The sequence below is a fragment of the Microbacterium sp. Soil_C_42 genome, assembly GCF_057656735.1.
Map to the genome: position 1 here is coordinate 15,003 of NZ_JBDGJU010000039.1, position 14,400 is coordinate 29,402.

Genomic DNA, 14,400 nt, shown 5'->3' on the forward strand with positions numbered 1-14,400 from the left:
GGCATGTCCTCCGGGGGTCGTACCCACGTCACCGTCGACGTGGTGCGGACCACTCTACATGCGCCGTTACTTATTCGTTACTTTGTTTTGGCTTGGCTTTCGCGCACCATGCGGACTGCGTCCCAGAGGGACTCGGCGACGTCTTCCTTGGTCCCTCGCCGGGCACCGACGACCTCGCCGTCGGCGCCGAGGATCGTGACGGCGTTGTCGGCCGCCTCGAATCCCTTCGACCAGCCCACCTCGTTCACCGCGAGCAGATCGGCCCCCTTGCGCGCTGCCTTGCGGCGCCCTCGGTCGAGGAGGGTCTCGCCGTCGCCCGGCGTCTCGGCCGCGAATCCGACGATCGTCTGCCCCTCGCGCCTGCTCCGGACGAGCCCCGCGAGGATGTCGTCGTTCTCGATCAGGTCGAGCGTGATGCCGCCGACCGGAGCCGACTCCTTGGAGCGCTTGAGAGGTGACACCTCGGCCACGCGGTAGTCGGCGACGGCGGCCGCCATCACGATGACGTCGGCCCCTCCGGCCTCCGCTGCGACGGCCTCGCCGAGCTCCGCCGCGGTGCCCGCGCGCACCACCCGCAGACCGGGACGAGCGGATGCCGCCGCCAGCACGCCGTCGTCGACGTGGGCGGCGACGAGCACGACGTCGGCCCCGCGCTGCGAAGCGGAGAGCGCGACGGCGACGCCCTGCCGACCGCTGGAGCGGTTGCCGATGTAGCGGACGGGATCGATCGGCTCGCGGGTGCCGCCCGCGCTCACGACCACCCGCAGTCCGCGCAGGTCGCCGGCGCCGCCTTCGGCCGCGGCGAGCGCGGCGTCGACGATGACCTCGGGCTCCGACATCCGCCCCGGTCCGCTGTCCCCGCCGGTGAGCTCGCCGTCCTCCGGGCCGACGACGATGACGCCGCGCTCGCGCAGCACCGCCATGTTGTGGACCGTCGAGGGGTGCCGCCACATCTCGGTGTGCATCGCCGGGGCCACGACGACCGGTGCCGTGGTGGCGAGTAGGGTCGTTCCGAGGAGGTCGTCCGCGAGCCCCGCGGTCATCTTCGCCAGCGTGTTCGCCGTCGCGGGCGCCACGATCACGAGGTCGGCCGCCTGGCCGAGCGCGACGTGACGAACCCGTGCGACGTCGTCGTGGACGGAGGTCGTCACGGGGTGGCGGCTGATCGCCTCCCAGGTCGGCATCCCCACGAAGCGCAGCGCGTCCTCCGTGGGAACGACGTGGACCTCGTGGCCGTCCTTGACGAGCAGGCGCACGAGCTGAACCGTCTTGTAGGCGGCGATGCCACCGGTGACCCCGACCACGACGAACACCCTCCGATCTTGGCACGACTGCCCGAACACCCGGCCCACCGGCCGCACGACCCACCCGAGGAGCGCCGCAATGTGCACCGTCGTGATCCGCGTCCCCGAGTCGCCGGACGAGCCCACGCGCGTGCTGGCGATCCGCGACGAGGACCCCGAACGGCCGTGGAACCCGCTCGGCCGCTGGTGGCCCGAGGCGCACGACGGCGTCGTCGGCGTGCGCGATGTGCGCGCGGGCGGCGCCTGGCTCGCGGCCGATCCGGTGGCCGGTCGCCTCGCGGTGCTCCTGAACCGCGCAGACGAGTCGACGCGCCCCGAATCCGAGCTCGTCTCGCGCGGCGGCATCGTGCTCGACGCGGTCGCCGGCCGCTCCCCCGCCGGCGAGCCGGCGACTCACGGCTTCAACCTCGTCGAGGTCGTCGGCGCGCAGGCCCGGGTGCTCACGTGGGACGGCGTCGCCCTCCGCACGACGCAGCTCGAGCCCGGCACGCACATGATCGCCCACGACGACGTCGACGACAGCGGCACACCCCGCATCGCCCGGTGGCTGGGCGAGTTCCAGTCGACCGAGCCTGCCACGGGCGGACGATGGTGGATGCCGTGGATCGACGTCCTCGAGCGCTCGGCCGAGCTCGCGCCCACCGACGACGGCGCGATCATCCGCGACAACCGCCCGCTCGGCTACCCCACCCTGTCACTTCTGGCGTGCGTCGCCTCGGTGTCGGCCGACGACGTCGACGTGCACTACGGCGAGCTGCGCGAGCCCGGCCAGTGGGGCGGCCTCGAACTCATCTAGGGCGGCGCCTCGGCGTCCGACGCACTGATTCCGCGCGTACGCAACCGCGGATCCGCTCCTGCGGACGGGCGGGCCGACACGCCGCTTCCGGCCTGTGCCGACCGGTGTGTCACGCACAGCGTCCGCACGTGCGGATCCGATTCTGCGAGCGGACCGGGAACGCCCGCGGCCGGATGGCACGACCGGAGCGGGACGGATGCCTCGGCCCGAGGCATCCGTCCCGCTCCGGTCGTCGGCCGTCCCGCGCCGTTACACCAGGCTCTTCGGGTGCCAGACGGTCTTGGTCTCGGTGAACGCGGTGATGCGGGCGAGGCTCGGGGCCGCGGCATCCGCTCCGTTCTCGGGGGGGAGCACGCGCGTCAGGGTGTCGGCCGCGGCGATCTGGAGGTCGATCCAGTCGAGGTCGCCGGCGCCGACGAGGTCGAGCGCGTGCACATCGGGGTGCGACGCGAGCCACGGCGCGATCTCGGCCGGCGACCCGGTGAGCACATTCACGACTCCCCCGGGCACATCGCTCGTCGCCAGCACCTCGGCGAGCGAGATCGCCGACAGCGGGTAGCGCTGCGACGCCACCACGACGACCGCGTTGCCGGTCACGAGCGCGGGCGCGATGGCCGACACGAGACCGACGAGAGCCGTGTCCTGCGGGGCGATGACGCCTACGACGCCGGTCGGCTCGGGCACCGAGATGTTGAAGTACGGACCGGCGACGGGGTTGCCGTTGCCGGCGACCTGGCCGAACTTGTCGCACCAGCCGGCGTACCAGACCCAGCGATCGATCGACTCGTCGACCTCGGCGCCGGCGACGGCGGCCGAGACGCCCGTCTGCTGGACGATCTCGTCCACGAACTGCGCCCGTCGGCCCTCGAGGATCTCGGCGACCCGGTAGAGCACCTGACCGCGGTTGTACGCGGTGGCGCCCGACCAGCCCTTCACGGCGCCGCGGGCTGAGACGACGGCATCCCGGGCGTCCTTGCGGGAGGCGAGCGCGGCGTTCGCGAGGAAGTCGCCCTTCGGCGTCGCCACCTCGTACGTGCGGCCCGATTCGCTGCGCGGGAAGGCGCCGCCGATGTAGAGCTTGTATGTCTTGGGAACGGTCAGTCGCTTGCTCATGCCGAGACCTCCTTCTTCGAACGGCCGGCTTCGAGGCGTCGCGCGGCGTCGCCGGCCGAGGCTCCCTTGAGGTACGCGGCGAGGCCGTGGCGGCCGCCCTCGCGGCCGTAGCCGGACTCCTTGTAGCCGCCGAACGGCGACGACGGGTCGAACCGGTTGAAGGTGTTCGCCCACACGACGCCCGCGCGCAGCTTGTCGGCGACCGCGAGGATGCGCGACCCCTTCTCGGTCCACACGCCCGCAGACAGGCCGTAGGGCGTGTTGTTCGCCTTCGCGATCGCTTCGTCGGGCGTGCGGAAGGTCAGCACCGACAGCACGGGACCGAAGATCTCGTCGCGCGCGATGCGGTGGCTCGACTGCACGTTCGTGAAGATGGTCGGGGCGAACCAGAAGCCCTTGTCGGGGATCACGCAGTCGGCCGTCCAGCGCTCGGCGCCCTCTTCGTCGCCGATGCGCGACAGCTCGCGCACGCGATTGAGCTGCTCGAGCGAGTTGATCGCACCGATGTCGGTGTTCTTGTCGAGCGGGTCGCCGAGGCGCAGCGTCGACAGACGTGCCTTGAGCCGGTCGACGACCTCGTCGTGGATCGACTCCTGCACCACCAGGCGGCTTCCCGCGCAGCACACCTGACCCTGATTGAAGAAGATCCCCGTGACGATGCCGTCGATGGCCTGCTCGATCGGCGCGTCCTCGAAGATGATGTTCGCGGCCTTGCCGCCGAGCTCGAGCGTCACCTTCTTGTCGGTGCCGGCGACGGCCTTCGCGATCTCGCGGCCGACGGCGGTGGATCCTGTGAAGGCCACCTTGTCGATGCCCGGATGCCGCACCAGTGCCGCCCCGGTCGCGCCGGCGCCCGTCACGATGTTGACGACACCCGGCGGAAGGTCGGCCTGCTGCAGGATCTCGGCGAACAGGAGCGCCGTGAGCGGCGTCGTCTCGGCGGGCTTGAGCACGACCGTGTTGCCGGCGGCGAGCGCCGGGGCGATCTTCCACGCGAGCATCAGCAGCGGGAAGTTCCAGGGGATCACCTGGCCGGCGACGCCGAGGGGCTTCGGGTCGGAGCCCAGGCCCGCGTAGTCGAGCTTGTCGGCCCAGCCCGCGTAGTAGAAGAACCAGGCGGCCACCAGCGGCACGTCGACGTCGCGGCTCTCCTTGATCGGCTTTCCGTTGTCGAGGCTCTCCGCGACGGCGAGCTCGCGTGCCCGCTCCTGGACGAGGCGCGCGATGCGGAACAGGTACTTGCCGCGGTCGCGTCCGCTCATCTTCGACCACGTCTTGTCGTAGGCGCGGCGCGCGGCGGCGACGGCGGCGTCGACATCCGCTTCGTTCGCCGTGGCGATGGTGGCGATGTGCTTCTCGTCGGCGGGCGAGATCGTGACGAACGACTCGCCCGATCCCGCGCGGAAGTCGCCGTCGATGAACAGCCCGTACTCATCGCGCAGATTCAGGATGGCCCGGGACTCGGGCGCCGGTGCGTACTCGAGGAAACTCATGTCTTCTTCCCGGTTCAGTCGATGGTCACGTAGTCGGCGCCGGAGTAGTGCCCGGTCTTCAGCTTCTGACGCTGCAGGAGCACGTCGTTGAGGAGACTGGATGCCCCGTACCGGAACAGGTGCGGCTGCAGCCACTCCTCGCCCGCGATCTCGGCGACGGTGACGAGGTACTTGATGGCATCCTTCGAGGTGCGGATGCCGCCGGCCGGCTTCACGCCGACCTTCTCACCGGTGGCACGGTGCCAGTCGCGCACGACCTCGAGCATGAGGAGTGTCGTCGGCAGCGTCGCCGCCGGCTGCACCTTGCCCGTCGACGTCTTGATGAAGTCGCCGCCGGCGAGGATCGCCAGCCACGACGCGCGCTTGATGTTGTCGTAGGTGGTGAGCTCGCCGGTCTCGAGGATCACCTTGAGCGACGCGTACGTGCCGTCGGCACGACGGCACGCCTGCTTCACGCGGGCGATCTGGTCGAACACCAGGCCGTAGCGGCCTGCGAGGAACGCCCCGCGGTCGATGACCATGTCGATCTCGTCGGCGCCGTGGGCGACCGCCTCCGCGGTGTCGGCCAGCTTGATCTCGAGCGACGCGCGGCCGCTCGGGAACGCCGTGGCCACGGCGGCCACGCTCACGCCCCCGTCGTCGGGGTCTCCGTGCGCGGAGCCCAGTGCCTCGACGGCGTAGGGCACCATGTCGCCGTACACGCAGACGGCGGCCACGCGCGGACAGGTCGGGTCCGAGGCATCCGGGTTCAGCGCCTTCGCGACGAGCGAGCGCACCTTGCCGGGCGTGTCGGCGCCCTCGAGGGTGGTGAGGTCGATCAGCTCGATGATCTTGTCGAGCGCCCACGCCTTCGACGTCGTCTTGATGGAGCGGGTGCCGAGGTCGCCGGCGCGCTGCTCGAGCCCGACGGCGTCGACGCCCGGGAGCCCGTGGAGGTAGCGCCGCAGCGTCGTGTCGTCGGGCTGCCCGCCGAGCAGCTCGACGGCCCTCTCGGGCAGCGTCACGATGGAGGTGCCTGACATGTCATGACCTGGCTTTCATTGGTGTCGAGAGATGGGATGCTGACGCCGACGTTCACCCGTCGAGCAGGTGCTGCGCGGTGGATTCGTCGGTGACGAGCACGGTGCACAGCCCGGACGCCACCACTGCGGAAGCGATCGCACGTTTGGGCGTGCCGGCGATCGCGGCGATCGCGCTGTCGGCACGGCGCAGATCATCGAGCGAGAGGCCGACCGTGCGGGCGTCGAGATCGGCGTCGACGATGCGTCCGTCGGCGTCGATGTACCGCCCGACGACGTCGCCGACGGCGCCCGCCGCGACGAGTCGATCGATGTCGGCCGTCGTGAGGTAGCCGCTGTCGACGTGGACGGAGCCGTGGTCGGCCGCGCCCGCGCTGAACAGGTACGCGTTCGCCGAGCGCGCGGCGTCGAGCACGCGGGCCACGACGCGGTCGGCCTCGATGGCCTCCTTCGTCGCCCGCTGCTCGAGGATCGCAGGACTCGGCAGCACCGCCGCCGTGCCCCCGCCCTTCTGAGCGATGCTGACCGCGGTCGCCGCCGCGGTGCCGGGACGCTGACTCATGCTGACGCCGCCGTTGATCTGCACGACGTCGGTGGCCTGTGACCAGCCGTCGCGCAGGTGGTGTGCGATGTCGGAGAGGGTGCGCCCCCAGCTGACGCCGAGCACTCGCGGGCTCGGGCGGAGACCGGCGAGGTGGTCGGCGGCCGCCTGGGCGACCCGCTGCTGGAGCTCGTCCTCGCTGCGGACGCCCGCGCGCGAGACCACGACGGCGTCGGCCAGGCCGCGCTCGTCTCGGAGGCGACGCTCCAGCTGCGGACGGCGCGCGCGGGAGTGGAGGATCTCGATGCGGACGAAGCCCTCGTCCTTCGCCTGGGTGAGCAGGCGCCCGACCTTCCAGCGCGTGATCTGGAGGTTGCGGCCGATCTCCTCCTGCGTGAGGTTCTCCTCGTAGTAGAGCTCGGCCGCCCGGATCGAGAGAAGTTCGTCGACGGCGTCCACTATCCTCCTTCCGTCGTTCCTCCAGGCTGACACAGACGACGAACCGGCGCCAACATCTGAACAGAATTTGCTCACATGAGCATAGGGCGCCGGCTCAGGAGGCGGGACGGACGCCTCCACCGCCCGTCGACGCCGGCGGTGGCGCGGTGGCCTTGGCGTGCCGCAGCAGGACGAAGACGCCGATGCCCACGACCACGACGAACGCGATCGACAGCGTCGTGAAGGCGAACCAGTTGTCATCGAGCGCCAGCACGATGGCCGCCGACACGACCGCGATGGCGGCCGCGATGAGCTTCGACGCGAACTTCATGCCGATGCCCGGTGTCAGTCGCCCCGCCGGGGAGTCGCCGCGCGCGAGGATGAGATCAGCGAACGCGTCGAGAGTCGCCAGCAGCGAGGCGGAGTACGCCACCGCGCACCCCAGCGCACCCCACAGGTTGGGGGAATCAGCGGCATCGGCGGCCGCCAGGAGGTCCAGCGCGTGCACGCCTCGATCGTAGGGCGAGCGGGTGCGCCGGTCTACGGGTCGAGACGGCGCCGAGAGCGGACGGATGCCGCGGCCCGGCGCGTCAGGCCAGCTGGCGCCGGACCCGCACGATGTCGTCGCCCATCTGCGCGATGAGCGGCTCGATCCCCTCGAACGCGACCATCCCCCGGACCCGCGACACGAACTCGATCTCGACGACGTGTCCGTAGAGGTCGAGGTCGGTCTCGTCGAGCACGTAGGCCTCGACCTGGCGGACCGTCACGTCGTCGAAGGTGGGGTTGGTTCCGATGCTGATCGCTGCCGGGTACCGCACGCTGCTGCGCGGCTCGGATGCTCCATCTCGAGGCATCCCCTCGTCCACCAGCCATCCCGCGTAGACGCCCTCGGCGGGCACGAAGCCCTCGAGGTCGGCCGAGAGGTTCGCGGTCGGGAAGCCCAGCTCACGCCCGCGCTTGAGACCGTGGACGACTTCGCCGCGCACGGAGTGAGGGCGGCCGAGCAGACGCGTCGCGTCGGCGACATCGCCGGCGTCGAGCAGCTCGCGCACCCATGTCGAGGACACGCGGCGGCCGGCGTCGATGGCGCGCACGTCGTCGACGACGTCGACCTCGAAGCCGAACTCAGGTCCGAGTTCGCGCAGCAGCTCGGGGTTTCCGGCGCCGCCCCGGCCGAATCGGAAGTCCGCGCCGACCATCACGATCCGCACGCCGAGCGCGCCGACGAGCACGTGCTCGACGAACTCGCGGGCACTCAAGTCCGCGAGCGCGCGATCGAACGTGAGCATGAGCGTCGCGTCGACGCCGGCGTCGGCCAGCAGACGGAGCTTCTGCTCCACGCCCACCAGGCTGTCGGGGCAGATCTCGGGGCGCAGGAGCGCCAGCGGGTTGCGGTCGAACGTCACCGCGACGACGCGGGCGCCGGAGGCCGCAGCATCCACCCGCGCCCGGTCGATGACCGCGCGATGCCCCGAGTGCACGCCGTCGAACTTGCCGATCGCGACGACGGAGGGGCCGAAGCCCGCGGGCACCTCACTCGGATCGCGGAAGACGATCACGATGCGACCGCCGCGGGAGCGGGGGTCTGCGCCGCAGCGGCGGGGTGGTGCGTCGCGAGCCACCAGATGCCGAGGAACGGCAGCACGAGCGGGACGAACAGGTAGCCCATGCCGAACCACGACCACACCGTCGGGTGGGCGAAGAGCTCCGGCATGACGAGGCTCAGCGTTCCGATGACCAGTACTCCGACGAGCTCGAACACGATCGCCACCCACGCCACGACATACCAACCGCGGCGGCCGGCGAAGATCAGCGCGAGCGTCGCGACGATGTAGACGACCGCGGAGAGCGCCGACAGCGTGTAGGCGACCGGTGCTTCGTCGAAACGCTCGACGATCTGAACGAAGGACCGGCCGGTGGCGCCGAGGGCCATGATCGCGTAGACGATCACAAGCACGCGGCCGATGCCGGTCATGCGGGGGCGAGCGGGAGTGGTCGACATAACCAGACGAGTTTAGTTCTTGTCGCCGAGGTCGCGGCCTCTCAGGCTTCTCAGGCCGCCTGGACCGTCCAGATGACGTACATGCGCCACACCATGACCGCGATCGACAGGGCGGCGATGCCCATGATCACCGTGCTCCAGCGGCTGCGCTCGAGGAGCGCCCACGCGACCGCGGCGAACGGCAGCAGCACCGCCGACACGAGATACACCCAGAACTCGAGCAGGCTCCCCGACGGCGGGTTGCCCGTGAGCGGCGCGACGATCGCGATCACGACCTGCACCAGCAGCAGCAGCTCGACGAGCGCCAGCGAGCCGACCGTCCAGTCGCTGGGCCGACGACCGGCGAGGCCGGCGATCACGCAGAACAGCCCGGCAGCGACGGCGACGGCGACCTGCGCGATCGTGAACCACAGGATCATCGGGCGGCCTCCTCGGGCATGTTCATCGCGCTCTTCACGTCGGCGCCGCGGCGCTCGACGATGCCGACGAGCACCCCCTCCGGATCGATCGCTGCGGTCGGGTTCGCAGGCAGCCGCTCGGCCGCGCCCAGCAGTCGCTTGCCGTGGCGGAGGTCGCGCGCCTCCTCCGCGGTGACGTCGAACCCGCCGAGCACAGCGGTGGCCGCGGCCGCGGGGCCGAGCAGCGCGGCGTCGGCCAGCGCGTCGACGTGAGCGGCCTCCGCGACGTCGAAGGGGCCGATGCGGGTGCGGCGCAGCGCCGTGAGATGGCCGCCCACGCCGAGGGCGGCGCCGAGGTCGCGCGCGAGCGAGCGGATGTAGGTGCCGCTCGAGCAGCCCACGACGACGTCGAGGTCGACGACGGCCCCGGCCCCTGAGCCTGTCGAAGGGCGGCGCTCCGCGAGCACGTCGAACCGCGACACGGTGACCTCGCGGGCTTTGAGCTGCACGTCCTCCCCCGACCGAGCGAGATCGTAGGCGCGGCGTCCGTCGACCTTGATCGCCGAATAGGTGCTGGGGACCTGCGAGATGCGGCCGGTCAGTGCGGCGATGCAGGCGGCGATGCCGGCGGAGTCGAGGGACGAGGCATCCGTCGTCGACACCGTCTGGCCATCGGCGTCGTCGGTGTCGGTCGCGACGCCGAGCCGGATGGTCGCCTCGTACGTCTTGTCGAGCCCGACCACGAAGGTCAGCAGGCGGGTCGCGCCCTCGACGCCGAGGACGAGCAGGCCCGTCGCCATCGGGTCGAGCGTGCCGGCATGGCCGATCTTGCGCGTGCCGAGTGCGCGTCGCGCGCGCGCGACGACGTCGTGCGAGGTGATGCCTCTGGGCTTGTCGACCAGCAGGATTCCGGGTGCCGCCATCAGCTGCGCCCCACGATCCGGGGGTGTGCGAGGTCGGCGTTGTCGACGATGACGGATGCGGCGTCGCGCGGGTGTGCCTCGTTCAGGTAGATCTCCTGTCCCTGCCGGTAACGTGCGTTCGAGGGGGCATCGGGGTCGGGATCGGAGTCGTCCCGGAGCGCCATGCGGGCGTAGGCGACGTCGACGGGGACCTCGAGCCACACCGACCAGTCCCAGAGGTCCTGCAGTTCTGGACGGTTGAGGAAGATCCCGTCGACGACGAGCACCGCGTCCAGCGGAGCGGTGACCCACTGCGACTCGACCGGCGCGTCGCGCGCGACGTCGAACGCGGTGAGCTGGAAACCGGTCGTGCCGGCGGTCTGTGCGCCGTCGCGGAACGGGTCGATGAGCACGCGGCGGAACGTGGCGTAGTCGTACGAGTCCCGGTAGAAGCCCTCCGGGCTGCGTCGCCCGCGCAGGTACCGCTCGGCCCGGGGACGATGGAAGCCGTCGATCCCCGCGCGGAACACGACGTCGCCGGTTTCGGCGAAGACCTCGGCCAGACCGTCGGCGAACACCGTCTTGCCCGCACCGTCGAGCCCGTCGATCGCCACGATCACGCGGCCGGCGGGAAAGCGCCGCCGCACGCGGTCGCGCAGCTCGCGCCACAGCGTCGTTGTCGGAGTGACGGGCAAGCGCATGCCTCCAGCCTACGGCGCGGCGCAGGGCGCCCCCTGCCCGCAGATCCGAGGAGATCTGCACGGGCGAGGACGCCTGCGCCCGGCGCCGCCACCCACCCCTTCCTCACCCGCACCAGCCGGCCGCTCGTGCGGTGCCACTTAGGCTGGAAGGCATGCCCGACCTCGCCGCTCCCCTGGTCGAGTGGTACCGCCGGAACGCGCGCGACCTGCCGTGGCGGCGGCCCGGATTCGGGGCGTGGGGCGTGCTCGTGAGCGAGTTCATGCTGCAGCAGACGCCGGTGAACCGCGTCATCCCCCATCTCGAGGCGTGGCTCACGCGATGGCCGACGCCGGGAGATCTGGCCGCGGCCGCCCCCGCCGACGCGGTGCGTGAGTGGGCCAATCTGGGGTACCCGCGGCGGGCGCTGTGGCTGCACCGTGCGGCGGTCGAGATCCGCGACCGGCACGACGGCGTCGTGCCGCGCGACGTGGACGCGCTGCTCGCGCTGACCGGCATCGGCGACTACACCGCTCGGGCCGTGGCGGTCTTCGCGTACGGCGACCGGCATCCCGTCGTCGACACGAACACGCGAAGGGTGCTCGCGCGCGCCGTCGACGGCCGGTCGCAGCCGGGGCCGCCGTCGCGCCGCGACCTCACGGCGATGGAGGAGATCCTGCCGCCGGACCTCACCACAGCCGCCGCCGTGAACGCGGCGGCGATGGAGCTCGGTGCGACGGTCTGCACCGCGCGCGTCCCGCGGTGCGACGTGTGCCCCCTCAGCGACCGCTGCGCCTGGCTCGCCGCCGGCCGGCCCGACACCGGCGACGAGCGCCGCAAGCAGGCGCGGTACGAGGGCAGTGACCGGCAGGCGCGGGGCGCGGTGCTGAGGACGCTGAGGGATGCTGCAACCCACGCGGTACGGCTGACCGACGTCGTGCCGGACTGGCCCGACGCGCTGCAGCGCGATCGCGCCATCGACTCGCTCATCGCGGACGGTCTGGCCGAGGCATCCGACGGGATGCTGCGCCTCCCCGTCTGACGGACCTCCCCGCCTACGCGGAACGCCGCGACCGAGGAAGTCGGTCGCGGCGTTCCGGCTGCGAAGCGGTGCGCTTACTCGTCTTCGTCGAGTTCGCGCGGCTTGAGGTACGGGTCGGCGTCCCCGGCGTACGTGGCCGAGGCCGCGAGGCCCGCGACCGCGGCATCCCGCTCCTGCGCCTCACGGAGCAGGTCGGCGATGTGGCCGGCGTTCTCGGGGATCGCATCGGGGATGAACTCGAGCGACGGGGTGAGGCGCACGTTGAGGTGCTTGCCCACCTCGGAGCGCAGCATCCCGGTCGCCGCCTTGAGCGCCTTGGCGGAATCCTCCCGCTCCTCGGCGGAGCCGAGGACGGTGTAGAACACCGACGCGTGCTGCAGGTCACCCGTGACGCGGACGTCGGTGATGGTGACGAAGCCCAGGCGCGGGTCGCGCAGACCCTTCTCGAGCCTCTCGGCCAGGATCACGCGGATGCGGTCGCCCAGACGGGCCTGACGTTCCGAAGACATGATTGCTCCTTGTCCCCGGCCGTCGAGCGAGCGAAGCGAGTCGAAACGCCCTGAACATCGTCAGGGCGTTTCGTCTCGTCGCTTCGCTGCTCGCTCAACGACCGGAATTGCTCTTACGCGCGGGGCTTCTCGACCATCTCGGTGGTCTCGATCTCGTCGCCCACCTGGATGTCGTTGTACTTGCCGAGGCCGATACCGCACTCGAAGTCCGTGCGGACCTCGGTGACGTCGTCCTTGAAGCGGCGCAGCGACTCGATCGCCAGGCCGTCGGCCAGCACGACGCCGTCGCGGATGACGCGCGCCTTGGCGTTGCGCGTGATCGTTCCCGAGCGGACGATGACACCGGCGATGTTGCCGAACTTCGAGGAGCGGAACACCTCGCGGATCTCGGCCACACCCGACTGGACCTCTTCGTACTCCGGCTTGAGCAGGCCCTTGAGCGACTGCTCGACGTCGTCGATCGCGTTGTAGATGACCGAGTAGAACCGGACATCCACACCCTCGCGGGCGGCGCGCTCGCGCGCCTTCGTGTCGGGACGGACGTTGAAGCCGATGACGATCGCGTTGTCGATCGTCGCGAGGTTGATGTCGGACTCGGTGATCGCACCGACACCGCGGTGGATGATGCGCAGCTGCACCGAATCGTCGACCTCGATCTTGAGGAGCGACTCCTCGAGCGCCTCGACGGCACCCGACACGTCGCCCTTGATGATGAGGTTGAGCGACTCGACCTTGCCCTCTTCGAGTGCACGGGTGAAGTCCTCGAGCGAGATGCGCTTGCGGGCCTTGGCCAGCTGGGCGTTGCGCTCGGCGGCCTCGCGCTTCTCGGCGATCTGACGCGCGGTGCGGTCCTCCTCGGTCACGATGAACGTGTCGCCGGCTCGCGGCACCGAGTTGAGACCCTGCACCTGCACCGGACGCGAGGGGTAGGCCTCGAGGACCGGGTCGCCGTTCTCGTCCGCCATCGCCCGGACACGGCCGTACGCCGTTCCCGCGACGATCGCGTCGCCGACGCGGAGCGTTCCGGACTGGATGAGCACCGTGGCCACCGATCCGCGCCCCTTGTCGAGCTTGGCCTCGATCGCGACACCGCGCGCGTCCTTGTTCGGGTTGGCCGTGAGGTCCAGACCCGCATCGGCGGTCAGCAGCACCGCGTCGAGGAGCTCCTGGATGCCGGTGCCCTGGCGGGCCGACACATCCACGAACATCACGTCGCCGCCGTACTCCTCGGCGACCAGACCGTACTCGGTGAGCTGCTGGCGCACCTTGGCCGGGTTGGCGTCGGGCTTGTCGACCTTGTTGACCGCGACCACGATCGGCACGTTCGCCGCCTGGGCGTGGTTCAGAGCCTCGACCGTCTGCGGCATGATGCCGTCGTCGGCCGCGACCACGAGGATCGCCAGGTCGGTCACCTGCGCACCACGGGCACGCATGGCGGTGAACGCCTCGTGACCCGGGGTGTCGATGAAGGTGATCGCGCGCTCGATGCCCTCGTGCTCGGTCCAGACCTGATAGGCGCCGATGTGCTGCGTGATGCCGCCGGCCTCGCCCGCGACCACGTTGGTCTGGCGGATGGCGTCGAGCAGTCGCGTCTTACCGTGGTCGACGTGACCCATGACGGTCACGACCGGAGGCCGGATCTCGAGGTCTTCCTCGTTCTCCGCCTCCAGCTCGGCCTCGAGGTCGAGACCGAAGCCCTCGAGGAGCTCCTTGTCCTCGTCCTCGGGCGAGACCATCTGGATCTTGTAGCCGAGCTCGGCGCCGAGGACCTCGAAGGTGGCCTCGTCGAGCGACTCGGTCGCGGTCGCCATCTCACCCAGGTTGAAGAGGATGGTGACGAGCGTGCCGGGCTGCACGGTGTAGCCGCGCAGCGCCTCGAGCTTGTCGGCGAAGTCGGCGATCGATGCGCCGCGACGCAGGCGGATGATCTCGCCGTTGCCCTTCGAGACATTGACGCCGCCGACGACCGGCGCCGACCGCATCTCGAACTCTTGGCGCTTCGCCCGACGCGACTTGCGCTGCTTCGACTTGCCGCCGCCCTTGCCGAAGGCACCTGCGGTGCCACCGCCGGGACCACGGCCACGACCGCCGCCGCCACCGGGACGACCGGCGAAGCCGCCGGGTGCGCCCGCACCGGGCGCGCCGGGACGCTGGAAGCCGCC

The 14,400-nt window shown here is 71.0% G+C and carries 15 protein-coding genes; 2 read left to right on the forward strand and 13 right to left on the reverse strand.

The genetic code is table 11. The features are described 5' to 3' along the window. Nucleotides 1-77 precede the first annotated feature (77 nt). Entirely contained in the window at nucleotides 78-1,313 is a 1,236-nt protein-coding gene (coaBC, locus tag AC3A46_RS16790) for a bifunctional phosphopantothenoylcysteine decarboxylase/phosphopantothenate--cysteine ligase CoaBC (RefSeq protein ID WP_487666236.1), read from the reverse strand. Between the two features lie 70 nt (nucleotides 1,314-1,383). Here coaBC and AC3A46_RS16795 point away from each other — a divergent pair, with 70 nt between their 5' ends. Continuing rightward, nucleotides 1,384-2,100: an NRDE family protein gene (locus tag AC3A46_RS16795; RefSeq protein ID WP_487666223.1), complete on the forward strand. Its 717-nt coding sequence runs from the start codon at nucleotides 1,384-1,386 to the stop codon at nucleotides 2,098-2,100. Nucleotides 2,101-2,349: 249 nt separating this feature from the next. Here AC3A46_RS16795 and AC3A46_RS16800 read toward each other — a convergent pair whose 3' ends face one another. The 10 genes from AC3A46_RS16800 to AC3A46_RS16845 all read right to left on the reverse strand — a co-directional run bounded on the left by AC3A46_RS16800 (nucleotide 2,350) and on the right by AC3A46_RS16845 (nucleotide 10,710). Next, entirely contained in the window at nucleotides 2,350-3,213 is an 864-nt protein-coding gene (locus tag AC3A46_RS16800; protein WP_487666224.1) for an aldehyde dehydrogenase family protein, read from the reverse strand. Next, nucleotides 3,210-4,706 carry an aldehyde dehydrogenase family protein gene (locus tag AC3A46_RS16805; protein WP_487666225.1) on the reverse strand — a complete coding sequence of 499 codons (1,497 nt, stop codon included), beginning with the start codon at nucleotides 4,704-4,706 and terminating at the stop codon, nucleotides 3,210-3,212. The genes AC3A46_RS16800 and AC3A46_RS16805 overlap by 4 nt, the downstream gene beginning before the upstream one ends. Nucleotides 4,707-4,720: 14 nt before the next feature. Continuing rightward, on the reverse strand, nucleotides 4,721-5,728 hold the full coding sequence (gene deoC, locus AC3A46_RS16810; protein WP_487666226.1) for a deoxyribose-phosphate aldolase: 1,008 nt from the start codon (nucleotides 5,726-5,728) through the stop codon (nucleotides 4,721-4,723). Between the two features lie 52 nt (nucleotides 5,729-5,780). Beyond that, a complete protein-coding gene (locus AC3A46_RS16815) occupies nucleotides 5,781-6,725 on the reverse strand; it encodes a sugar-binding transcriptional regulator (protein WP_487666227.1) in 945 nt (314 codons plus the stop codon). A gap of 94 nt (nucleotides 6,726-6,819) precedes the next feature. After that, on the reverse strand, nucleotides 6,820-7,212 hold the full coding sequence (locus tag AC3A46_RS16820) for a hypothetical protein (RefSeq protein WP_487666228.1): 393 nt from the start codon (nucleotides 7,210-7,212) through the stop codon (nucleotides 6,820-6,822). A gap of 82 nt (nucleotides 7,213-7,294) precedes the next feature. After that, nucleotides 7,295-8,266, reverse strand: coding sequence for a bifunctional riboflavin kinase/FAD synthetase (locus tag AC3A46_RS16825; protein ID WP_487666229.1), 972 nt, complete (start codon nucleotides 8,264-8,266; stop codon nucleotides 7,295-7,297). Further along, on the reverse strand, nucleotides 8,263-8,709 hold the full coding sequence (locus tag AC3A46_RS16830) for a hypothetical protein (protein ID WP_487666230.1): 447 nt from the start codon (nucleotides 8,707-8,709) through the stop codon (nucleotides 8,263-8,265). Before AC3A46_RS16830 ends, AC3A46_RS16825 begins: the two co-directional genes overlap by 4 nt. A gap of 50 nt (nucleotides 8,710-8,759) precedes the next feature. After that, entirely contained in the window at nucleotides 8,760-9,128 is a 369-nt protein-coding gene (locus AC3A46_RS16835) for a hypothetical protein (RefSeq protein ID WP_487666231.1), read from the reverse strand. Then, complete coding sequence (gene truB, locus AC3A46_RS16840; protein WP_487666232.1) at nucleotides 9,125-10,030, reverse strand: tRNA pseudouridine(55) synthase TruB; 906 nt, start codon at nucleotides 10,028-10,030, stop codon at nucleotides 9,125-9,127. The genes AC3A46_RS16835 and truB overlap by 4 nt, the downstream gene beginning before the upstream one ends. Beyond that, entirely contained in the window at nucleotides 10,030-10,710 is a 681-nt protein-coding gene (locus AC3A46_RS16845) for a nucleoside/nucleotide kinase family protein (protein ID WP_487666233.1), read from the reverse strand. The genes truB and AC3A46_RS16845 overlap by 1 nt, the downstream gene beginning before the upstream one ends. A gap of 152 nt (nucleotides 10,711-10,862) precedes the next feature. On the opposite strand from AC3A46_RS16845, the gene AC3A46_RS16850 reads away from it, so the two are divergent. Continuing rightward, on the forward strand, nucleotides 10,863-11,729 hold the full coding sequence (locus tag AC3A46_RS16850; RefSeq protein WP_487666234.1) for an HhH-GPD family protein: 867 nt from the start codon (nucleotides 10,863-10,865) through the stop codon (nucleotides 11,727-11,729). Between the two features lie 74 nt (nucleotides 11,730-11,803). Here the strand turns inward: AC3A46_RS16850 and rbfA are convergent, their stop codons facing one another. Next, nucleotides 11,804-12,238: a 30S ribosome-binding factor RbfA gene (gene rbfA / locus AC3A46_RS16855; protein WP_045296353.1), complete on the reverse strand. Its 435-nt coding sequence runs from the start codon at nucleotides 12,236-12,238 to the stop codon at nucleotides 11,804-11,806. Between the two features lie 113 nt (nucleotides 12,239-12,351). Further along, nucleotides 12,352-14,400, reverse strand: a 2,049-nt coding sequence (gene infB, locus AC3A46_RS16860) for a translation initiation factor IF-2 (protein ID WP_487666235.1), incomplete at its 5' end; no start/stop codon positions are given.

Excerpts from the sequence above, each read along its gene's own strand:
- AC3A46_RS16835 (WP_487666231.1), bottom strand. The coding sequence starts at position 9,128 with ATGATCCTGTGGTTCACGATCGCGCAGGTCGCCGTCGCCGTCGCTGCC.
- AC3A46_RS16795 (WP_487666223.1), top strand. The coding sequence starts at position 1,384 with ATGTGCACCGTCGTGATCCGCGTCCCCGAGTCGCCGGACGAGCCCACG.
- AC3A46_RS16805 (WP_487666225.1), bottom strand. The coding sequence starts at position 4,706 with ATGAGTTTCCTCGAGTACGCACCGGCGCCCGAGTCCCGGGCCATCCTG.
- rbfA (WP_045296353.1), bottom strand. The coding sequence starts at position 12,238 with ATGTCTTCGGAACGTCAGGCCCGTCTGGGCGACCGCATCCGCGTGATC.
- AC3A46_RS16845 (WP_487666233.1), bottom strand. The coding sequence starts at position 10,710 with ATGCGCTTGCCCGTCACTCCGACAACGACGCTGTGGCGCGAGCTGCGC.
- deoC (WP_487666226.1), bottom strand. The coding sequence starts at position 5,728 with ATGTCAGGCACCTCCATCGTGACGCTGCCCGAGAGGGCCGTCGAGCTG.
- AC3A46_RS16850 (WP_487666234.1), top strand. The coding sequence starts at position 10,863 with ATGCCCGACCTCGCCGCTCCCCTGGTCGAGTGGTACCGCCGGAACGCG.
- AC3A46_RS16800 (WP_487666224.1), bottom strand. The coding sequence starts at position 3,213 with ATGAGCAAGCGACTGACCGTTCCCAAGACATACAAGCTCTACATCGGC.
- truB (WP_487666232.1), bottom strand. The coding sequence starts at position 10,030 with ATGGCGGCACCCGGAATCCTGCTGGTCGACAAGCCCAGAGGCATCACC.
- AC3A46_RS16830 (WP_487666230.1), bottom strand. The coding sequence starts at position 8,709 with ATGTCGACCACTCCCGCTCGCCCCCGCATGACCGGCATCGGCCGCGTG.